The sequence below is a fragment of the Micromonospora sp. 050-3 genome (genome assembly GCF_046549335.1).
Taxonomy (GTDB): domain Bacteria; phylum Actinomycetota; class Actinomycetes; order Mycobacteriales; family Micromonosporaceae; genus Micromonospora; species Micromonospora trifolii.
Genome location: NZ_JAJPVX010000001.1, coordinates 1,429,754 through 1,450,264 on the forward strand (window position 1 = coordinate 1,429,754; position 20,511 = coordinate 1,450,264).

At 71.5% G+C, this 20,511-nt stretch carries 14 protein-coding genes; 9 read left to right on the forward strand and 5 right to left on the reverse strand.

Features of this window, described 5'->3' with window-relative positions; translation table 11 throughout:
• Window positions 1-33: 33 nt before the first annotated feature.
• The 6 genes from ACLJOK_RS06595 (at window position 34) to ACLJOK_RS06620 (ending at window position 10,126) form a co-directional block, all read left to right on the forward strand.
• On the forward strand, window positions 34-3,351 hold the full coding sequence (locus ACLJOK_RS06595; protein ID WP_410816853.1) for a type 2 lanthipeptide synthetase LanM family protein: 3,318 nt from the start codon (window positions 34-36) through the stop codon (window positions 3,349-3,351).
• 73 nt (window positions 3,352-3,424) lie between these two features.
• A complete protein-coding gene (locus ACLJOK_RS06600; RefSeq protein ID WP_410816854.1) occupies window positions 3,425-3,676 on the forward strand; it encodes a mersacidin/lichenicidin family type 2 lantibiotic in 252 nt (83 codons plus the stop codon).
• 89 nt (window positions 3,677-3,765) lie between these two features.
• The gene (locus tag ACLJOK_RS06605) at window positions 3,766-4,044 is read left to right on the forward strand and encodes a mersacidin/lichenicidin family type 2 lantibiotic (protein ID WP_091399738.1); all 279 of its coding nucleotides are present in this window, start codon (window positions 3,766-3,768) and stop codon (window positions 4,042-4,044) included.
• 94 nt (window positions 4,045-4,138) lie between these two features.
• On the forward strand, window positions 4,139-7,465 hold the full coding sequence (locus ACLJOK_RS06610; protein WP_410816855.1) for a type 2 lanthipeptide synthetase LanM family protein: 3,327 nt from the start codon (window positions 4,139-4,141) through the stop codon (window positions 7,463-7,465).
• On the forward strand, window positions 7,458-7,955 hold the full coding sequence (locus ACLJOK_RS06615) for a hypothetical protein (protein WP_410816857.1): 498 nt from the start codon (window positions 7,458-7,460) through the stop codon (window positions 7,953-7,955). Before ACLJOK_RS06610 ends, ACLJOK_RS06615 begins: the two co-directional genes overlap by 8 nt.
• Entirely contained in the window at window positions 7,952-10,126 is a 2,175-nt protein-coding gene (locus tag ACLJOK_RS06620; RefSeq protein ID WP_410816858.1) for a peptidase domain-containing ABC transporter, read from the forward strand. Before ACLJOK_RS06615 ends, ACLJOK_RS06620 begins: the two co-directional genes overlap by 4 nt.
• 7 nt (window positions 10,127-10,133) lie before the next feature.
• Here the strand turns inward: ACLJOK_RS06620 and ACLJOK_RS06625 are convergent, their stop codons facing one another.
• Together ACLJOK_RS06625 and ACLJOK_RS06630 are read right to left on the reverse strand one after the other, a co-directional pair.
• A complete protein-coding gene (locus ACLJOK_RS06625) occupies window positions 10,134-12,971 on the reverse strand; it encodes an AfsR/SARP family transcriptional regulator (protein WP_410816859.1) in 2,838 nt (945 codons plus the stop codon).
• Between the two features lie 160 nt (window positions 12,972-13,131).
• Entirely contained in the window at window positions 13,132-13,740 is a 609-nt protein-coding gene (locus ACLJOK_RS06630; RefSeq protein WP_410816861.1) for a TetR/AcrR family transcriptional regulator, read from the reverse strand.
• Window positions 13,741-13,856: 116 nt separating this feature from the next.
• Here ACLJOK_RS06630 and ACLJOK_RS06635 point away from each other — a divergent pair, with 116 nt between their 5' ends.
• Window positions 13,857-14,867: an aldo/keto reductase gene (locus tag ACLJOK_RS06635; protein WP_410816862.1), complete on the forward strand. Its 1,011-nt coding sequence runs from the start codon at window positions 13,857-13,859 to the stop codon at window positions 14,865-14,867.
• 15 nt (window positions 14,868-14,882) lie between these two features.
• Here ACLJOK_RS06635 and ACLJOK_RS06640 read toward each other — a convergent pair whose 3' ends face one another.
• Both ACLJOK_RS06640 and ACLJOK_RS06645 read right to left on the reverse strand, forming a co-directional pair.
• Window positions 14,883-15,710 (reverse strand): GNAT family N-acetyltransferase, encoded by an 828-nt coding sequence (locus ACLJOK_RS06640; protein ID WP_410816864.1) that lies wholly within the window; start codon window positions 15,708-15,710, stop codon window positions 14,883-14,885.
• A gap of 7 nt (window positions 15,711-15,717) precedes the next feature.
• Window positions 15,718-17,289: a LuxR C-terminal-related transcriptional regulator gene (locus ACLJOK_RS06645; protein WP_410816866.1), complete on the reverse strand. Its 1,572-nt coding sequence runs from the start codon at window positions 17,287-17,289 to the stop codon at window positions 15,718-15,720.
• A 197-nt stretch (window positions 17,290-17,486) separates the two neighbouring features.
• On the opposite strand from ACLJOK_RS06645, the gene ACLJOK_RS06650 reads away from it, so the two are divergent.
• Both ACLJOK_RS06650 and ACLJOK_RS06655 read left to right on the forward strand, forming a co-directional pair.
• Window positions 17,487-17,747: a hypothetical protein gene (locus tag ACLJOK_RS06650; RefSeq protein ID WP_410816868.1), complete on the forward strand. Its 261-nt coding sequence runs from the start codon at window positions 17,487-17,489 to the stop codon at window positions 17,745-17,747.
• Window positions 17,748-17,760: 13 nt separating this feature from the next.
• Window positions 17,761-18,894 (forward strand): oxalate decarboxylase family bicupin, encoded by a 1,134-nt coding sequence (locus ACLJOK_RS06655; RefSeq protein WP_410816870.1) that lies wholly within the window; start codon window positions 17,761-17,763, stop codon window positions 18,892-18,894.
• Window positions 18,895-18,942: 48 nt separating this feature from the next.
• Here the strand turns inward: ACLJOK_RS06655 and ACLJOK_RS06660 are convergent, their stop codons facing one another.
• On the reverse strand, window positions 18,943-20,418 hold the full coding sequence (locus ACLJOK_RS06660) for a PepSY-associated TM helix domain-containing protein (RefSeq protein WP_410816872.1): 1,476 nt from the start codon (window positions 20,416-20,418) through the stop codon (window positions 18,943-18,945).
• Window positions 20,419-20,511: the final 93 nt, after the last annotated feature.

A 20,511-nucleotide genomic window follows, 5' to 3' on the forward strand; every position in this document is an offset into this window, starting at 1 on the left:
TGCGCGGCGACGCCGCGCGGTGAGGCGGAACAGATGGACGACGGCCTTGCCCCGGTTGAGCCGGGGGACGCCGGATGGTTTCTGGGTCACTCCCTGCGGGAGCGGCTGACCGGCGCGGTGCCGACCGGCCCCGTCGACGAGGATCTCGGCCGGATCCGGTTGAAGATGTGGCTGGACGAGCCGGTCCACACGAGGCGGCCCGACCTGACCGCGTGGCGGCTGGCCCAGCACGGGCTCGACGAGGCCGGTCTGATCCGGGTCCTGGGCGAGCAGCCCGAGACCGTCCGGACCCGGTTCGACAGGGCACCGGATTACGCCCGTCGGCTGGTCGAGGCCGCGCGGCGACATCCGGCTGCCGCGGCGGTGCCCGGCCACGGCGCGGCGGGACACGATGATGCCGCGGGATTCGCTGTGCTCGTCGCGCCACTGATCGCCGCCGCGCGGCAACGGTTGGGCGCGCGGGTGACGGCGTTGGTCGACGGCCACCCGCGCCTGTCCGCCGAGGCGCTGACCACGCGGTTGGGCCCGGGGCCGGTCGACACCGTCAACATGCTGGTGGCCCGGACGATGGCGCTGGAGCTCAACGTGCTGCGGATCCGGGGCGAGCTGTCCGGAAGCAACCCGCACGAGCGCTTCCACGACTTCCTCCACAGGTTGGAGCAGCCGCAGCACGCGCTGCGCCTGCTCCGCGAATATCCGGTGCTGGCCCGGGATCTGGTGCGGGTCGTCGACAACTGGGAGGCCAGCCGGCTGGAGTTCGCCGAGCGCGTCGTCGCCGACTACGCGGAGCTGGCCGACCGGTGCGGCGGGCCGGACTCGCTCGGGGACCTGGCCGAGGTGAGCTTCGGGGCGGGCGACAACCATCGGGGCGGTCGCTCGGTGGCGGTGGCCCGCTTCGCGACCGGCGCGCGGGTGATGTACAAGCCCCGGCGTCTCCAGGTCGACGGCCACTTCCAACACCTGCTGGCCTGGCTGAACGAGCGCGGTGCGGAGCCCGTGCTGCGCACGTTCTGGGTCGTCGACCGCGAGGTGTACGGGTGGACGGAGTTCGTCGACAGTGGACCCTGCGCCGACCGGGACGCCCTCGGCCGGTTCCATCGGCGGCAGGGCGCGCTGCTGGCCCTGCTACAGGCCCTCGGCGCGACGGACTTCCATCTGGAGAACGTGATCGCCTCCGGTGAGCACCCGATGCTCATCGATCTGGAGGCGATGCTGCACAACTGGCAGTGGGAGCGGCCGGTCGGCGACCAGGCGGGCTACCTGCAGAGCGTCGGCGTCGAGTTGATGAGCAGGTCGGTCGTCACGGTGGGGCTGCTGCCGGCACCAGTGGTCTGGACCGAGGGCAACCAGGTCAACCAGTTCGACATGAGCGGGATGTCCGGGGCCGGCGGGCAGTTGACCGCCCGGCCGGTCACGGTCTGGGACGGGTTCGGCACCGACGAGATGCGCCTGGATCGGCGGCGGGTGCTGCTGCCCGGCTCGGGAAACCTGCCCACCCTGGGCGAGCAGCGCCTGGACGTGACGGAGTTCGCGCCCGAGATCGGCGACGGATACCGCACGCTCTACCGGATCCTGCTGCGACACCGGGACGAGTTGCTGGCGCCGTCCGGCCCGGTGGCCGCGTTCGCGCACGACGAGGTGCGGGTGGTCCTACGCGCCACCGAGTCGTACGTTCGGCTGCTCGCCGAGACGCAGCACCCGGACCTGCTGCGAGACGCGTTGGACCGGGACCGGTACTTCGAGAACCTGTGGACGGGACACGAGCACCGCGAGCACCGCGACGCCCTCATCGCCGCGGAGCTGGCCCAGATGCACGCCGGCGACGTGCCGATCTTCGTGACCACACCGTCGTCGACGGACCTCACCGGTGGCGACGGCACCGTGGTGCCGGGAGCACTGCTCCAGACCGGGCTGGACGCGGTCCGCGACCGACTGGTGGGCATGTCCGAGGACCACCTGGCCCAGCAGAGCTGGATCATCGAAGCTTCACTCACCGCGCTGATCATGGGCGACCCGTCGCGGTGGCGTCCACCGAACCGCCCGGGCGTGGTGGTGCTACCGCCGCCGGTCGTACCCGCGACTGTCGTGCCCTCGACTGTTGCGCCCTCGGCGGTCGCACCTGAGCGCTTCGTCGACGCGGCGCGCGTCATCGGGGATCGGTTGCTGGCGACCGCGCTCGCCGAGGACGACCGGATCTGCTGGCTGGGCCTGAGCCTGATCGCCGACAAGGTGTGGATGCTTGGCCCGAGCGCCATGGACCTCTACAACGGCATCAGCGGCATCGCCCTGTTCCTCGCCCGGCTGGCAGACGTCACCGGCTACGCAACCTACCGACAGGCCGCCGACCGCGCCGCCACGATGATGCTCCGCGAGGCGCGGAGCTGGCTCGCCGGCCCGGCCGGGACCGCGGGCGTCGGCGGCTTCGACCACCTGGGCGGCTCGGTGTACGCCCTGAGCCACCTCACCACAGTCCTGGACCGCGCCGACCTGGTCGACACCGCCGTGGGCCTGGCCGCGTCGATGGTCACGCACGCCACCGAGAGCCGCGAGTACGACATCATCAACGGCAGCGCCGGTGGGCTGCTGGCCCTGCTGTCGCTGCACCGGGTCACGGCGGACCCCAGTCTGCTCGACGGCGCCCGGACGCTGGCCCGGCACGTGCTCACCGGCGCGCAGCCGGTGGGCGACGGAGTCGGTTGGTGCGGCACCCTCTACGCCGAGGCGCCGCTGGCGGGGTTCTCCCACGGCGCTTCCGGTATCGCGACCGCCCTGGCCCGCTGGGACCGGTACTCCGGGACACGCGAGCATCGCGACACTGTGGACGCGGCGCTGCGCTACGAACGCACTGTGTACGACGAGGCGACAGGCAACTGGCGCGACCTCCGCCCGGACACGCCGCAGGGCGACTCCATGGTCGCCTGGTGCCACGGAGCGGCCGGCGTCGCGATGGCAAGGGCCGAACTGCTCGGCTATGCCACCGACGACGCGCTGTTGCGCGACGACCTGCGGCGTGCCCTGTCGGCGACGCTGAGGCCGGGCAACCTGCTGCACAACCACTCGATCTGCCATGGGGACCTCGGCAACGCCGAGGCGGCGCTGGCCGCCGCGCGAGCCCTCGGCGACGACGGGGCGGCCGAGCATGCTGCCGCCATCGCGGCGACCGCCGTCGTGGACATCGAGAACCGCGACTGGCGGTGCGGCGTGCCTCGCGGAGTGGAGACACCGGGACTGATGAGCGGCCTGGCCGGCATCGGCTACGCGCTCCTGCGCTGGGCCGACCCGGCGGGTGTGCCGTCGGTGCTGCTGCTGGAACCGCCGACCGACCATCGCGGTGCCATCGATCTGCCATAGCGCGGACCTACGGTTCCGCCCGTGGAGGCCCATCCAGGTATCGCACTTCACCACCTATAGATCGGAGTTTCAGATGGACTACATCAGGGCGTGGAAGGACCCGGTCTACCGGGCTTCGCTCAGCGACGAGGAGCGTGCCAGCCTGCCGGCGAACCCGGCCGGCTTCATCGAGCTGAACGACCAGGAGCTCGACGGGGCCGACGGCGGCACGTGGACCCCGACTCCCACGATCACCGTGGTCACCGGGGCCGCCGGCTGCTTCTCCTTCAACGGCACCTTCTGCAACGGCACCTGCGCGGCGTTCACCGTCGGCTGCTGCGGCTGATCGATTCACCTCGGCGAGAAGACGCGGCCCGTCCTCCACACCTGTGTTCTCTCGCCAGCGCATCCCGAATCCTTTGAGGAGAGCCCTTAATGAACATTGTGCAAGCCTGGAAGGACCCCGAGTACCGGGCGAGTCTTTCCGCCGAGCAGTTGGCCGCCCTGCCGGAGCACCCCTGCGGCGTGGTCGAGCTCGGTGACGACGTCCTCGCGCACATCGCCGGCGCACGCACCGAGGGCCTCTGGACCCTTGGCTGCTGCGGCGGCTTCACCGCCCGGGAGACCCCGTGCGGTTCCTGTGGCGCGACGTGCGGCGGAACCACCTGTGGCACCTGCCAGACGCAGTCGACCTGCGGACTGTGCACCGCCTGATCCACCCGCTCCACCGGCGGTGCCCGGACGCCTGAGGTGTCCGGGCACCGTCCCCCCGCGAGACCCGACCGCTGCGCGAGAGAGAGCACCCCCGATGACGCAGTCGCACCTGCCCGGTCACGACCCGGTGGACGTTTCGAACCCCTGCTGGTACCTGGCGTACTCCCTGCCGGAGAGGCTCGGCGGTGCGGCGCCGACCGGCTCTGTGGACGAGGACCGGGGGCGGCTCCGGCTCGATCGGTGGAAGAACGAGCCGGTCTTCGCCGGTGACACGGACCTGTTCGAGAGCTGGCTCGACGCCCTCGACCTCGACGAGCCCACGCTGACCCGGGTGCTCGGCGAGACGCCGGAGACGGTCCGCAGCAGGTTCGCCGACATCCCGGAGTACGTGCGCACCGTCGAGCGTGCCTGGCGCAACCACCGGCCGGGCGAAACCGCTGACACCGACCACCACGGGCACGACCATGACCACCACCACGAGCCGCACCCGCACGCCGCGTTCGTCGAGCTGGTGCGCCCGCTGGTGGACGACGGTGTGCGCCGGGTACGCGAGGCGGTGCACGCGGCCTGCGCGGAGACGCCGGGACCACACCTGGACCCCGACCTGCTCGCCGGCCAACTCTGCGAGCCGCCCTACGGGGCGATCAACCTGCTCGTCGGCCGGGTGCTCGTGCTGGAACTCAACGTCCTGCGGTTGCAGGGGCAGTTGGAGGGGGAGACTTCGCAGCAGCGCTTCCAGGACTTCGCCCGGCGGCTGCGCGACCCGAAGTACACGCTCGAGGTCCTGATGGAGTACCCGGTGCTGGCCCGGGACGCGACAATCCTCATCGACAACTGGGTGGACGCCCGGGTCGAGTTCGCCCAGCGCCTCACCGCGGACGCCACCGCACTGACCGCCCGGCTGGGCGACCCGGCGGAGCTGGGCAGTGTCACGGAGGTGTCGTTCGGCGCCGGTGACTCCCACCGCGGTGGCCGCTCGGTGGGGTTCGTCCGCTTCGCCAACGGCGCCCGCGCCGTCTACAAGCCCCGAGGACTGCAGGTCGAGCTGCACTTCCAGCAACTGCTGGACTGGCTCAACGCGCGCGGCGCGCAGCCGTCGCTGCGCACCATGTGGGTCCTCGACCGCGGTGACTACGGCTGGTCGGAGTTCGTCACCGCCGGGCCCTGCGCCGACCACGACGCGCTGCGCCGCTTCTACACCCGGCAGGGCAGCTATCTGGCGTTGCTGCACAGCCTCGCGGCCGTCGACTTCCACCTGGAGAACATCATCGCCGCCGGCGAGCACCCGATGCTTGTCGACCTGGAAGCCCTCTTCCACCCGCAGGGCGAGCAGACGGACCAGCAGATCGGCGTTTCGGCCGAGTCGTTCCGGACGATGCGGGAGTCGGTCCTGGAGGTCGGGCTCCTGCCCCGGCCCATCATCTACCAGGACGACGACGGCGTCGGCGGCGTCGACTTCAGCGGCCTGGCCGGCACCGCCGGGCAGCTCACGCCCACCCCGGTCGCCACCTGGGAGGAGTCCGGCACCGACGAGATGCGTCTGGTCCGCAAACGAATCGAGATGGGCGGCGGGCAGAACCTTCCCAGCCTGAGCGACGCGGCACACCACACCCTCGACTTCAGCGCCGACATCATGGCCGGGTTCGAGCAGACCTACCGGCTGCTGCACCGCCACCGCGACGAACTCCTGGCACCGGACGGCCCGGTGGCCGCGTTCGCCGGTGACGAGGTACGCGTGATCCTGCGCGCCACCCGCACCTACGGCAAGCTGCTCCAGGAGAGCCGCCACCCCGACCTGCTGCGCAACGCGCTGGACCGGGAGCGGTTCTTCAGCTTCCTCTGGTTGCAGGAGGAGTGGCCCGGCGCCGAGGCCCGGATCGCCACGGCCGAGCAGGCACAGCTGAGCCGCGGCGACATCCCCTTCTTCAGCACGACGCCCGCCTCGCACGACTTCGTCGCCGGAGACGGCTCGGTGGTCGCCGGGGTGCTGCCCACCAGCGGTCTGGAGCGGTCGCGGCAGCGCATCGGCGCCCTCTCCGAGACGCACCTGGCCCAGCAGACGTGGATCCTGCGCAGCTCGCTCGCGGCGCTGACGATGGGCGTGGAGAGTCAGGGGCAGTGGTCGGAGTACCAGGTCACCGCCGCCACCGTTCCCGCCGACGTGGACCGGTTCGTCGCCGCCGCGTGCGCTGCCGGCGACCGGCTGCTGCTGTCGGCCGACACCGGCGAGGACTCGATCGCCTGGCTCGGGCACACCCTGGTGGCCGACAAGATCTGGCAGCTGGGCCCGGTCGGGATCGACCTCTACAGCGGGCTGTCCGGAATCGCGCTGTTCCTCGGCTACCTCGGCGAGGTCAGCGGCGAGCAGCGCTTCCGCAACGCGGCCGAGGTCGCCGCCGGCGTGCTGGTACGTCAGATCGACCTGCTCGACGAGACGCCGACGGAGAGCCTGGAGAACTTCACAGTCGGCGCCTTCAACGAGCTGGGCGGGCCGCTGTACGCATTGAGTCACCTGGGCGCCCTGTGGCAGCGCGACGACCTGCTGGACGCCGCCGGACGCATCGTGCCCGTCCTGCTGCACCTCGCGCCGCAGGACGAGGCGTACGACGTGATCAGCGGCGCTGCCGGTGCGATCCTCGCGCTGCTGGCGCTGCACGCGGCACGGCCGTCGGAGCCGGTCCTCGACGCGGCCCGCACGTTCGCCCGGATCCTGGCCGACAAGGCCGAGCCGGCCGGCGACGGGATCGGCTGGGCGGGCGCGGTGAACCCGAGCCGGCCGCTTGCGGGCTTCTCACACGGTGGCTCCGGCATCGCGGTCGCCCTGGCCCGGCTGGACCGGGCCCTCGGCAACCGCGACCACCTGCCCCTGGTCGAGGGGGCGATGCGCTACGAACGCTCGGCCTTCGACCCGGAGCACATGTGCTGGCTCGACCTGCGCGACACCACGCCGGAGCGGTACTCCATGGTCGCCTGGTGCCACGGCGGGCCGGGCATCGCGCTCGCCCGCGCCGACCTGGCCGGCTACGTCGACGACCACGAACTGCTCGACCGCGACCTCTCCGACGCCAGCACCGGCATGCTGCGGTTCGGCCTGACCGGCGAGGTCATCACGGGCACCGGCAACCACAGCATCTGCCACGGCGACCTCGGCAACGTCGAGGCCCTGCTGGCCGCCGCACGAACGCGCGGGGACGAGGATGCCGCCCGGCAGGCCGAGCTGGTGGCCGCCAGCATCCTGGACTACATCGACCGGGACGGCTGGCTGTGCGGGGTTCCACTCGGCGCGGAGACTCCCGGCTTGATGAGCGGCATCGCCGGCATCGGCTACAACCTGCTGCGCCTGGCCCTGCCCGACCGGGTCCCGTCGGTCCTGCTGGTCGAACCTCCCGTTCCTGCGGTGGGCGGTGACCCGCGTGGCTGAGCAACAGGTCTGGCCGTACCGCCCGCAGGCGTTGGCGACCTACCGCGGTGGCGTGCACGACGGGCCCGCACGCAGTCCGATCCGGCCCTCCGGACGGCCGCTGGTCGCGCTCGCCGTGCTGCTGCTGATCGGCCTGGGCTTCGCGGCGGTCATGCGGGTGCCGCGCACTGTCGACGGCGCTGCGATCGGTGCCGACGGGTCGAATCTGGTCTCCATGTTCGCCGGACGCCTCGACCCCGAGCCGGCGCAGGGCACGGAGGTCACACTGGTCCAGGAGGGCGGACGGGCGACCCTGCGGGTTGTGCGGGCCGAGGTCGTCGTCGACGACGCCGCGGCTCGGCGCTGGAACATCCCAGCGGAGGTGGCCCGGCCGGTCACCATCGTCCTGCTCTCCGGCGAGACGAAGCAGACCTTCGGCCGGCTCAGTCTCGTGGTCGCCAACCCCACAGTGCTGGAGCTGGTGCCGGGCGTCGGGAGGGTCCTCCGATGACACTGAGCTGGCTGCGACAGCGCCGCCGGGTGCCGATCATGCTCCAGATGAGCGCCACCGAATGCGGCGCCGCGTGCCTGGCAATGGTCTTCAGCTCCTACCGGCGGTGGACCTCCGTCGCCGAGTGCCGCGAGCAGTTGGGCATCGGCCGCGACGGTGCCACGGCGTTGCAGATGACCCAACTCGCCCGCCGGACGGGCATGCGGGCCCGGGGTGTCAGCGTCGACCTCGACGGACTGCCGCAGCTGCGGCTGCCCGCGATCGTGCACTGGAACTTCCGGCACTATCTGGTGCTGGAGCGGTGGGACCGACGCGGCGCCGTCGTCGTCGACCCGGGGATGGGCCGGCGGCGGATGAGCCGCGAGGAGTTCGGCGAGGGATTCACCGGCATCGCCATCGAACTCAGCCCGGGCGAGGAGTTCGAGCGTCGCCCCAGCCCGGGACGGCTGGCCTCGCTGCGGTTCGCCCGCAGCATGCTGACCTTCTCCCGTCCGCTGCTCGGCCTGGTCCTGGTCGTCTCGCTGCTGCTCCAACTGGCGGTGCTGCTGCCGGCGTTGATCACCAAGTTCGCTGTCGACACGGTGATCGGAAAGGGGCAGGTCGAAGCCCTGACCGTCCTCGGCCTCGGCATGCTCCTGCTGCTGGCCACCCAGGGCGTGGGCACCTACGCTCGAGGTGTCGCTCTCAACGTGCTGCACGCCCGCATGGACGACACCATGATGCGGCGCTTCTTCGACCACCTGCTCGCCCTGCCGTACTCGTACTTCCAACTGCGCAGCAGCGGCGACCTGTTGATGCGGATGTCCAGCAACACAGTCATCCGCGACCTGGTCACCAGCCAGACCATGTCGCTCGTCCTCGACGGACTGTTCGTCGTCGTCTACATCGGCATGCTCCTGGCGTTCACACCGCTCTACGCGTGGCTGGTGCTGGGCCTGGGTCTGCTGCAACTCGGCGCGATCGTGGCGACGTACCGGGCCATGCGGGAACGCACGCATCGCGACATCGCCGCGCAGGCCGAGGAGCAGAACTACGCGGTCGAGGTGCTGGCCGGCGCCGAGACGGTGAAGGCGATGGGCGCCGAGCAGCAGGTCCTCAGCCGCTGGTCCGGGCTGTTCCAGACCCGGCAGTTCGCCTCGCTGCACCGCCGTCAGCTGGAGACCGGGTTGGAGGCGACGCTCGGGGTGTTCCGGATGGGCTCGCCGCTGCTCCTGCTGTGGGTCGGCGCGCACCAGGTCGTCGCCGGCGCGATGTCGCTGGGCACCATGCTGGCGCTCAACGCCCTCGCCGCGGCCGTGCTCACCCCGCTGATGGGCCTGGTCAACACGGCCCGCCAGCTACAGACCGTCGGCACCCACCTGGAACGGATCCGGGACGTGATGGACGAGGCCGCCGAGCAGGACCGGTCCACGTCCCAGCCACCGGGCCGCATCTCGGGGCAGGTGACGCTGAGCGGGGTCGGCATGCGCTACAGCGCCAACGCCGCCTGGGCCGTACGGGGAGTCGACCTCTCCATTCCGGCCGGCGCGAAGGTGGCGCTGGTCGGACGGACCGGTTCGGGTAAGACGACGCTCGCCAAGACGGTCATCGGGCTGTACGTGCCCAGTGAGGGCGAGGTCCGCTTCGACGGGCGTCTGCTCCAGGATCTCGACTTCCGCGAGCTGCGCCGCTGGTGTGGCATGGTCACCCAGGAACCCGCCCTGTTCGCCGGATCCGTCCGCGACAACATCTCCCTCGGGCACCCGACGGCGACCTACGACGAGGTCGTCCTCGCCGCCGAGCGCGCGCAGATTCACGACGAGATCATGGCGATGCCGATGGCGTACGAGACACGACTCACCGAGGGCGGCGGAGGGCTCTCCGGCGGCCAGCGGCAACGGCTGGCCCTCGCCCGCGCCCTCGTGCACAACCCGCCGCTGCTGCTGCTCGACGAGGCGACAAGCCACCTGGACGTGGTCACCGAGCGTCGGGTGGACGAGGTCCTCTCGGCGCTGTCGTGCACCAGGATCGTCATCGCGCACCGGTTGAGCACAGTGCTCAACGCGGACCTGATCGGAGTGATGGAGGAGGGTTCCCTGGTGGAGCAGGGCACACACGACGAGCTCATCGCGCACGGGCGCTACTACGAGGCGCTGATCCGCGACCAGCTCCAGACGGCTCGGCCGCTGTAGCCGGCTCTCACTCAGCCGGGGTCACCGGGCCGGAGTGGCCGGGCGCGACGCGTGCCAGCAGCTGTCGCACCACGTCGGCGGCGGGGTCGCCCAGGTCGTCGTAGATCCGGATGGCCCGCCGCCATGCCTCGGCAGCGGCCGGAGGGTCTGCCATCGCCTCGCGCGCCTCGCCGAGCCGGACGAGGGTGAGCCCTTCGTGATACCGGTTGGCCGACTCCTGGAAGCGTTGGACGGACTGTTCGTAACAGACAGCAGCCCTGGCCGGGTCACCGAGCCTGTGGTACGCGAAGCCCAGACTGTCCAACGTCGCGGCCTGCCCGACGCGATCGTCGATCGCCTCCTGTTGGGCCAGCGCCTCGGCGCAGTCGACGACGGCCTGGTGGTAGTCACCGGTCAGTGCGTGCAGGTAACCCTTGACGTTCAGCGCGCGCGCCTCGGCGTACCGGTTGCCGATGAGCTGCGAGACCCGCAGCGCCTCGGCGCTGTGCTTGAGCGCCTCGTCCAACCGGCCGTACTGGGTGCAGTGCTCGGTGTACTGACGCAGGATCAGCGCCAGGCTGTCCAGGTCCTCAAGCTGCTCGTACAGTTCGAGCGCCCGCTGTACGTGGTGCTCGGCCGCGTGCTGGTCGCCGAGTCGCATGAGCGCGCGGGCGAGCATCCGGCTGGCCTGCGCCTGCGCCCGGACGTCGCCGATCCGCTGCGCCGCCGCGAGCGCCGCCTGCTGGGCCGCGAGCTGCTCCTGGAACATGCCACGGGGCGCGAGGTACGCGGCCAGGGCCCAGGCGAGCTGGCAGGCGTACCGTTCGAAGCCGGTCTCCGCGGCCTGACGCAGCACCCGCAGCAGGACGGGGTGCTCGGCGTGGAACCAGGCCGCCGCGACGACCCGATCGGGCATCGGCACATGCACGTTCGTCGGCATCCGTGGTTCCAGCTCGATGGGCGCCCAGGTGGGTTGGAGCAACACCGCCCCAGGGTGCGCGCTGTGCAGGTAGTGATCGTACATCCGGCGCGCGGCGGCCTGTCGCTCCTCGGCCAGGTCGGAGGCCTGGGCCAGTTCGGCCGCGTACGACCGGAGCAGGTCGTGCAGGGCGTAGCGCTCGGGTAGGTGCTCGGTCAGCAGGTGCAGCCGGGTCAGCTCTTTCAGCAGCGGGGTGACGGCCGCCCGGGGGCGGCCGAGCAGCGCGGCGGCGGCGTCTCCGGTCAGGTCGGGGCCCGGGTGCAGGCCCAGCAGGCGCAGCAGGCGGGCCGCCTCGGTGCTCAGCGCCCGGTACGACCAGGAGAAGATCCGGCGGACGTCCCCGTCGGCCAGCTGCTCCAACCGGGACTCGGACGGGCGTAGTTGGGCCGCGACGGCGTCGATGGGGAAGGTGGACCGGGCGGTCAGCCGGGCCGCCACGATGGACAGGGCGAGCGGGAGGCGACCTGTCGACTCGATCACCTCGCTGGTCGCCGCCGGCTCCGCGGCCACCCGGTCGTCGCCCAGCCGGCTGCGGAGCAGCCTCGTCGACTCGGCGGCCGTCAGCACCTCCAGCGTCAACGGTCGGGCGCCCTCGGCCACGGCGAGGCTGCTGAGCTGGTCGCGGCTTGTCACCAGGACCGCGCACTGGCCCACGCCGGGCAGCAGCGGCCGTACCTGGTCGGCGTCGCGTGAGTTGTCGAGGACGACGAGCATCCGACGCGAGGCCAGCAGGCTGCGGTACAGCCCGGCCCGAGCGCCGACGCTGCTGGGGATGCGACCGACCGGTACGCCGAGCGCCTCGAGGAAGTCGACCAGGGCGTCGGCGGGGGACACCGCGTCCGCGTCGTCGTAGCCTCGGAGGTTGACGTACAACTGGCCGTCGGGAAATCGGTCGGCGGCCCGGTGGGCCCAGTGCAGCGCGAGCGTTGTCTTGCCCACGCCGGCCATTCCGCTGATGGTGACGATGTCCACTGTGGTGGCCCGCTCGGGCCGGGCGCCGAGGGTCGCGTCGAGGAGGTCGAGTTCGGCGTTGCGGCCGACGAAACCGGGCAGGGCCAGTGGCAGTTGCTGAGGGCGGCCCGGTGTCGCGCCGGGCGACGCGTCGTCCGCCGGCCCGGTCGTCGCGGCCTGCTGGCCGAGGCGGTGGTGCAGGATGTCGTCGTGCAACCGGGTCAGCTCGGGGCCGGGGTCCATACCGGTCTCCTCGGCCAGGGTCCGTCTGGCCTGCTGAAACGCTGCCAGCGCCCCGGCGATGTCGCCGATCTGGTAGAGACCGGTCATGAGCTGGGCCCAGGCCCGTTGCCGCAGTGGGTGACGGTCGAGTAGCGCCCGCAGCCGGGGGATCACCTGGGCCGCCTCGCCGAGCGCGAGCCGCGCCGCGGCGTGGTCCTCCTCAGTCAGCAGCCGCCGCTCCGTGATCCGCGCGACCCGGCCGGTGAGGAGCCGGGGCAGCGGCAGCCCGGCGAAGGCCGGCCCCCGCCACATGCCGAGCGCGAGCGCCAGTTCCGGCTGCGCCGCCGCCGGGTCGCCGGCGGCCAGCGCTGCCCGTCCGCGCGTCGCCGCCGCGTCGAACCGGTCCACGTCCCGCTCGTCCGGCTCGACGCGAAGCAGGTAGCCGCCCGGTGTGGTGAGGATCCGGCGGCGCTCGTCCGCGGCGGAGTCGAATGCCTGGCGCAGCCCTCGCAGGTAGGTGCGCAGGTTCGCGGCGGCCGAGGCGGGGGGCTGATCGCCCCACACCATCGTCATCAGCTCGTTGGCGGAGATCGCCTCACCGGGGCGTAGCAGCAGGGCGGCCAGCAGCAGCTGCTGTTTCGTCGATCCGAGGGCGACCGGTCGGCCGTCCCGGGACACTGTCAGCGGCCCGAGCAGGTCGAAGTGGAGAGGCATCCTCACCTCAGCGGGCGGTGCCGGCCGGGCGAAACTGACGATCGTATGGGCATCGATCAATGACGTTAGCATCGATTGAACATGATCTTCATGTTTGGTCGGGTGGCTGCCGGCGGGGCCCGGTCGATCCGTGGCGTGGCACGGCCTGACCCCTGGTCGGTCAGCGCAGTCCGCGGATGAGGTTGTCGACGAGGGTGCGGGCGAAGTCCTCGGTGAGCGGCAGGTCGGCGATGAGAAGCCGGTGGTAGCAGGCGCCCCAGAGTTGGTCGACGACGGATTCGCTGTCGATGTCGGGGCGTAGCTGCCCCCGGGCCATGGCCCGGGTGAGGGTTTCGACGGCGAGGGCCCGACGGGGGCCGGAGTAGCGCTCGCGGTAGGCGGCGGCCAGTTCCGGGTCGGTCTGCGCCTGCCCGATGAGCTGGCTGATGACCCGCCCGGCACTGGTGTCCCGCACCAGGTGGACGAAGGCGACGAGCTGGTTGGTCAGGTCGGCGACGATGTCGGCGGTGTCGGCGAAGGCCAGGGTGGGCGCGACGACTGTGAAGTAGCCGTCCAGGGCGAGCGCGCCCTTGGAGGGCCACCACTTGTAGATGGTCATCCGGCTGGCCCCGGCGTGGGCGGCGACCTTCTCGATGGTGAAGCCGGCCATGCCCTCGGCCAGCAGGAGTTCACCGGCGGCCGTGAGGATCTCCGCGCGTACCTGATCGGCGGGCCGCCGGCCGCGACCACGGCGCACTGGCGTCTGGGCATCCGGCGTGAGCTCGGCCACTGGTCCTCCCGGTTATATGGACACGCTGTCTACTTGCTGGTTATATGGACACAGCGTACACAGCGGTGCCCGGACACCACGACGCACCGCGACGACGACCGAAGGAGACGAGGGACATGACAGGTCTACGACGGCGACGGTTGGGTGCCTCCGGGCCGGAGGTGTCGATCATCGGGCTCGGCGCGATGGGCATGTCCGACCTGTACGGGCCGGCTGACGAGGCGGAGAGCATCGCGACGCTGCACGCGGCGATCGACGCCGGTGTGAACCTGATCGACACCGCGGACTTCTACGGGTCGGGTCACAACGAGCTGCTGATCGGCCGGGTGCTGCGGGAGCGTCGCCGGGACGAGGTGGTGCTCAGCGTGAAGTTCGGCGCGCGCCGGACACCGGACGGCGGCTTCCAGGCGGCACCGTACGACGTGTCGGCGGCGGCGGTGAAGGACCGGCTGGCGTACTCGCTGCGGCGGTTGGGCACCGACCACATCGACATCTACCGGCCGTCGCGACTGAACCCGCAGGTCCCGATCGAGGAGACCGTGGGCGCGCTGCTCGAGATGCAGCAGGCCGGCTACATCCGGCACATCGGGCTCTCCGAGGTCGGCGCGGACAGCATCCGCCGGGCCGCGGCCGTGGCGCCGATCAGCGACGTCCAGATCGAGTACTCGCTGCTCTCCCGCGGCCCGGAGGCCACCATCCTGCCGGCGCTGCGGGAGCTGGGCATCGGCTTGACCGCCTATGGGGTGCTGTCCCGAGGGCTGCTCAGCGGCCACTGGTCGGCGGACCGTGCGCTGACCGGCACGGACTTCCGGGCGAACAGCCCACGGTTCCAGGGCGAGCACCTGGCCGCCAACCTGCGCCTGGTGGAGGCGCTCGGCCGGGTCGCGCAGCGGCTGGGCGCCACCACCAGCCAGGTGGCGATCGCCTGGGTGGCGGCGCAGGGCGAACAGATCGTGCCGTTGGTCGGTGCGCGGCGGCGCGACCGGCTGACCGAGTCGCTGGCCGCTGTCGACGTGGTGCTCGACCAGGACGCGTTGGACGAGATCGAGAGTGCCGTGCCGGCCGGCGCCGCCTCCGGCCAGCGGTACGCGACAGCGATGATGGCGCTGCTCGACAGCGAGAAGTGACAGCGGCGGGCGGGTTCAGGTAGCTGTTCGCCAGACCCAGTTGCGGCGTTCGTAGAGCGGCATCAGCCCGGCCCGCCGCAGGTTGTTCAGCGAGGGGTTCTGCTGACCGGGCGCGGGCTTGCCGGTCTCGGCGAACAGCCACCGGCATCCCGCCTCGGCGGCGGCTCGGGCGCGGGCGGCGATCAGCGCTGACTGCGCCCCGAGGCCGCGGTGGCCGGAGGCCGTCGCGGCGGCGTTGAGCGACGCGGCCTCGCCGTGCACGAACAGGTTGCCGCCCGCGACCAGTTCGCCGTCGTCCCAGGCCGCGTACGGTCGCCACGCCGGCTGGCCGACAGTCGCGGCCAGCATGTCGGTGAGCCCACCGGTCGGCATGCCGAACCCGGCGAGCAGCACGTCGGCCCAGCGCTGCGCCTCGGCGGCCGGCACCGGTGCGACGCGCAGACGGGTCTGCGCGCCGGTGACGTCCTCGGGTCGGGCGGCGAGCTTGATCCAGGTGCTTCCCGGCGCAAGCCCGCGCGCGGCGGCGTCCTCGTCGAAGCCAGCGGGCAGCACCGACGGAACGAGCTGAAGCACTGCCTGGTCGACGCCCTGCTCCCGGTAGAAGTCGAGGACGCGATCCAGGATCTGCACGGTGAACGGCTCGGTGGTGCCGAAGCCGAGGGCCTTGCTCCAGTACCCGCCGGAGGGATCGTTGCGCATGGCGAGGGCGACACCGCCGCCGACGCGGGTGGTAGCGATCCCGAGATCGGTGTACGTGGGCCCGGGCGCCTGCGACTCGTAGGAGTGCATGAATTCGCACTCCACGGCCTCGGCGAGCGCTGTCAGGTCGGCTGGCGTGGTCATCGGCTGATTATCGTCCGGTGCGTTCCCAGGCCCGCGCCAACTGCATCCGATTGTGAATGCCCAGCTTGTGGTATATGGAGCGGAGTTGGGTGTCCACGGTGTGAAAAGAGACGAAGAGGCTCCTGGCCGCCTCCTTCTTCGTGGCGCCGGAGGCGAGCATCTCGGCCACCCGCTCCTCGGCGGGGGTGAGCGCTTCGATGCCCTGGCTCGGCGGCTCGTCGATCGACGGCCGGCGGTGTGGGCGGGCGGCGAGGTCGGCGCAGCGCCGGTCCGCGATCGCCTGGTCGCCGGGGGCGCCGATCCGGGAGTAGAGGGCAGCCGCCTCGTGCGCGGCATCGCGCGCCTCCCCGGATCGCGCCCGGGGGTTGTTCGCTAGGTCGAGCAACGCGTCGGCCAGCGCCGGCCGGGCGGCGGTGGTGCGCAGCTGGTCCACCGCCGACCGGAGGGCATCCGGGTCGCCGTCGCGCAACCCTCGGCTCTGGTCGGCCAGCGCGTGCCACAGCGGCACCGGAGTACGGGTGGAGACCAGCTCGACCAGTTCGGTGACCCGGCGGGCGGCCCGGGTGTCGTCGGCCGCCACCGCCGCGCGTACCAGTCGGGGGCCGAAGTGCGGAACGGGCAGGAGTGACCGGACCGACCGGTGCAGGTCGGCGACGATCCTGGTGAGCAGGCCGGCCGGCGCACTGAGGGCCGGGTCGCGCACCGCCACACAGAACGCAAACGTCCACATCGTACGGTCGGGCCATCGGTCTTCGGCGAGGCAGGCGCGGAGGATGGCGCGGGCGTCGTCGTGTTCGCCACGGCGGTAGCGGACCTCGCCGATCACCGCGACCAACAGGGCACGGACCTCCCTGCTGAGGTCCGCCGAGCCGGAGCTGAGCGTCGTGACTGCCAGCGCGGCCGCCTCGGACAGCTCTCCCACCGCCACCATGCGCAGGCAGTCCAGCGCGGTCAGCCCGGTGAATGAGACATCGGGCGTCTGGCGGGTCGCGGCCCGCGCGTCCTGGTGCTGGCCCAGGCCGAGCTGCACGAGGATCCGTTCCGCCCGGATGGACGGGGCGTCGGCGCGTGCCGCCCAGGAGTCCGGCTCCAGGGCCGCCAGCACGGCCTGGGCGCCCGGCAGATCACCGTGCGCGAGCGAGCGGGCGGCCCGGCCGAGGGCGAGGTGGCGAGCGGACGCCGGGTCACCCGACGCGGCGTGGGCGGTGCCCGCACCGCGCAGCAGGGCATCGGTGTCCGGATGTCCCGTGCGGGCCGCGATCGTGGCCACCAGGGCGAGCAGGGTGCTACGGCTGCCGGCGTCCAGTCGGAGGTTCAGCGCCTCCCGGAGACCGGCGAGGGCGATCGTCGGCTGCTCCAGTGCCACGACCTGCGCCAAGCGACCGAGCAGGTGTGCACGGTGGCGTTCGCCGCTGGGACTCGTGGCGATCTCCGCGGCCAGGACGTGCAGCGCTTCCATCCCGCGTCCGGCCAGCCGGAGCTGGTCCGCCGTGGCGAACAGCCGGTGCCGTCGTTGCTCGGCGTCGGCGGCGATGTCGTCGGCCGGGAGCGTTCCGGCGTTGAAGGGTGATTCGGACAATGGCGTTCTCCCCGGTTGTTACCAGGCGCGTCGAAAGGCCGTCCTGCGACCGAGCCTAGCCATGCCGCCAGGCACGGGCGACCAGATCGACGAACCGGCGGGATTGCGCCGAATGGCCCCGCCGTCCGGGATTTGACCTGCGGTTATGGCGCGATCACGTGATGCGACGGGCGGCGTTCGGCGCCGATCATCGAATCATGGCCCAGCTCATTGAACTTCCCGGTCTGCATCGGCTCCGGGTCGTACTGCTGATGTTCGTCCTCTATGCCGGCACCGGGGCGGGCGGTCACGCTCCGGCGTGGACCCGTCTGGTGCTGATGGCGACCGCGACGGCGATTCCGGTGGCGATCGCGGTCCAGTACGGCTGGCCCGGAGTGCGTGCCCTGCTGGGGATCTCGTCCCGGCTCCGGCTGCGGGGCGGATCCGTCCCCGCGCCCGGTCCGATCCAATCCGAGTGAGGAGACAACGATCATGGCGAACAGTGATCCTCAGCCGCGGCGCGGCGACCAGGGCGCCCCGCCCTTCGCGGGCCGCAACGTCGAGCTCGAGCGGCAGAACCCGGACCTCCTGGTTCCACCGACGACCGACAGCCGGCTGGTTCCCAACCTCAAGTTCTCGTTCTCGCAGGCGCACACCCGGGTGGAGAAGGGCGGCTGGACCCGCGAGGTCACCAACCGAGACCTCCCGATCGCCAGTCAGTTGTCCGGCGTCCAGTTCGGTCTCGAGCCGGGCGCGTACCGGGAGATCCACTGGCACCAGCAGTCGGAGTGGGCGTACATGCTCAGCGGCAGCTGCCGGATCAGCGCCGTCGACCACGAGGGCCGCAACTTCATCGAGGACGTGAAGGCCGGCGATCTGTGGTTCTTTCCGCAGGGCGTGCCGCACAACATCCAGGCGTTGGAAAACGGCGCGCAGTTCCTGTTGGTCTTCGACGACGGCGCGTTCTCGGAGAACAACACGTTCCTGCTCAGCGACTTCTTCGCACACACCCCTCGACACGTCCTGGCCAAGAACTTCGGCTGGACGCCGGAACAGATGGAGAACCTGCCCGAGCGGGAGAAGTACATCTTCCAGGGCGACGTCCCACCACCCCTGCAACAGGACCGGGTGGTCAGCCCGACCGGCGACATCCCACGAAGCTTCAAGCACCGGATGCTCGCGCAGACCCCGCAGCGTTTCCGCGGCGGAACGGTCCGGATCACCGACTCGACCAACTTCGCCGCCTCCGTGACCACCGCCGCGGCCCTGGTGGAGGTCGAGCCGGGAGGGATGCGCGAGTTGCACTGGCATCCCACCACCGACGAGTGGCAGTACTACATCTCCGGCACCGGGCGGATGGGCGTCTTCGCCTCCCAGGCCGCAGCCCGGACGTTCGACTTCCAGGCCGGCGACGTGGGCTACGTCCCCTTCGCGTACGGCCACTACATCGAGAACACCGGCGACGAGCCACTGGTGTTCCTGGAGATGTTCCGTCATCCCCGGTTCGAGGACATCTCGGTGATGCAGTGGATGGCCAACACGCCCCACGAGGTCATCGCCGACACGATCAACGTGCAGAAGTCGATAGTCGACAGCCTGCCGAACACCAAACAGGTAGTGATCTGAGCGAGGCGTCCGGCCGTCCGTCGGAGGACGGACGGCCGGACCGTTGGATCAGCTCCCCGCAGGCGCCGGGGAGGTGGGAGCCGCGGCAGGTCGTCGGCGTCGAGACACCGCACCCACCACCACGTCGATGACGAGGAAGGCGAGCACTGTGAGCCCGAACAGGGGCAGCATCCAGCCGATCGCCACGGTCACCGGTACGCCGATCAGCAGCGCCCACAGTGGCAGGCCGCGTACGCCGCCGCGGGCCGGCGGGGTGCCGGCGATCGCCCGGCGGTCGGCGCGGGTGGGTCGGCGTTGCCACCACATGCGGTAGCCCCAGAAGATGACGCAGAGCAGGCCGAGGGCGAGCGCGGCGAGCAGGAGCTGGTTGACCAGGCCGAAGAGGATCCCCATGTGGGCCTGGATGCCGAGGCCGCTCAGTTTGGCCAGCAGGGGCCAGTCGGCGAAGTCGCTGCGGGCGGTGACAGTGTCCGAGGTCGGGTCGACGGCGATGCGGTCCTTCTTGACCGGCCAGGTGTTGTCGACCTGCGTGACGGTCCAGGCGGAGCCCGGCTCCGGCGCGGGGCTGATCTCGACCGGGCCGGAGAGGCCCGCGCCACGAGCGACAGCCAGGACCCGATCGAAGGCCGCCGACTCGACGACCCCGCCCGCCCCGGCGGCACCGTGCTCGTGGCCCCCGCCGGTCTCGGCGGGGGCTGGGGGACCGGTGGTGAGGCTGGTGGAGATCTCCGGAGTGCGGGCGCTCAGCGCGTCGAGGCCGGCGGCGAAGTTCGCGCCGGCGTAGCGGGACCAGGTCAGACCGGTGACCGAGAGGAACAGGAGTCCGACGGTGAGCCAGATGCCGGTGGTGGCGTGCCATCCTCGGGTACGGCGGACACCCTTACCGGTGGACAGGTCCGGCACGAGCAGGTGTCGGACGGCGGCCTTGGCGGCGCCGCGTCGACGCCACCAGAGGATGACCCCGCCGAGCGCCATCACCCACAGCCAGCTCGCGGCCAGCTCGGAGTAGTGCTCGCCCACAGTGCCCAGGTGCAGGTGGCGGTGCAGGTCGTCCAGCCAGGTGGTGGCCGGCGTGGACCCGAACCAGGTGGTGAGCTGCCCCTGGGACTCGCCGGTGTACGGGTTGATGTAGACGGTGTGCTGATTCTCGCCGAGCTCGGGCAGGGAGAACACCACAGTCGTGGTCCGGTCGCCGTCGCCGGGTTGCACTGTGGTGATGCTGCCGTCGGGGTGTGCGTTGCGCGCGGCCCCGATCTGCTCGGCCAGCGGGAGCTGACGGTCACCCACCTGGGCGACAGTCAGTTGGTCGCCGTAGAGGATGGTGTCGAGTTGCGGGGTGGTGGTGTAGGCCAGGCCGGTCAGTGCGGCGACCACCAGGAACGGGGCGACGAGGATGCCGGCGTAGAAGTGCAGCCGCAGCAGCAGCGCGCCGAACGGCGACGTGCGCCGGGCCGGCCGGCCCGGTTTCTCGGCGGTCGTGGAGGGTTCCGGCGTCGACGTGCCGGACAGTTCGGTGAGAGACATGGTGATCCGATCGGAAGAGTCGGGAAGCACGAAGGTGTTTCCCGAACTGGTCTGGTCGCCCGTTGAGGTGTCGCGTCGGCCCTGACTGGTAGT

Bases quoted from the DNA above. Each gene is read 5' to 3' on its own strand.
- ACLJOK_RS06600 (WP_410816854.1), top strand. From the start codon at position 3,425: ATGGACTACATCAGGGCGTGGAAGGACCCGGTCTACCGGGCTTCGCTC.
- ACLJOK_RS06610 (WP_410816855.1), top strand. From the start codon at position 4,139: ATGACGCAGTCGCACCTGCCCGGTCACGACCCGGTGGACGTTTCGAAC.
- ACLJOK_RS06660 (WP_410816872.1), bottom strand. From the start codon at position 20,418: ATGTCTCTCACCGAACTGTCCGGCACGTCGACGCCGGAACCCTCCACG.
- ACLJOK_RS06650 (WP_410816868.1), top strand. From the start codon at position 17,487: ATGGCCCAGCTCATTGAACTTCCCGGTCTGCATCGGCTCCGGGTCGTA.
- ACLJOK_RS06655 (WP_410816870.1), top strand. From the start codon at position 17,761: ATGGCGAACAGTGATCCTCAGCCGCGGCGCGGCGACCAGGGCGCCCCG.
- ACLJOK_RS06595 (WP_410816853.1), top strand. From the start codon at position 34: ATGGACGACGGCCTTGCCCCGGTTGAGCCGGGGGACGCCGGATGGTTT.
- ACLJOK_RS06620 (WP_410816858.1), top strand. From the start codon at position 7,952: ATGACACTGAGCTGGCTGCGACAGCGCCGCCGGGTGCCGATCATGCTC.
- ACLJOK_RS06605 (WP_091399738.1), top strand. From the start codon at position 3,766: ATGAACATTGTGCAAGCCTGGAAGGACCCCGAGTACCGGGCGAGTCTT.
- ACLJOK_RS06635 (WP_410816862.1), top strand. From the start codon at position 13,857: ATGACAGGTCTACGACGGCGACGGTTGGGTGCCTCCGGGCCGGAGGTG.
- ACLJOK_RS06625 (WP_410816859.1), bottom strand. From the start codon at position 12,971: ATGCCTCTCCACTTCGACCTGCTCGGGCCGCTGACAGTGTCCCGGGAC.
- ACLJOK_RS06640 (WP_410816864.1), bottom strand. From the start codon at position 15,710: ATGACCACGCCAGCCGACCTGACAGCGCTCGCCGAGGCCGTGGAGTGC.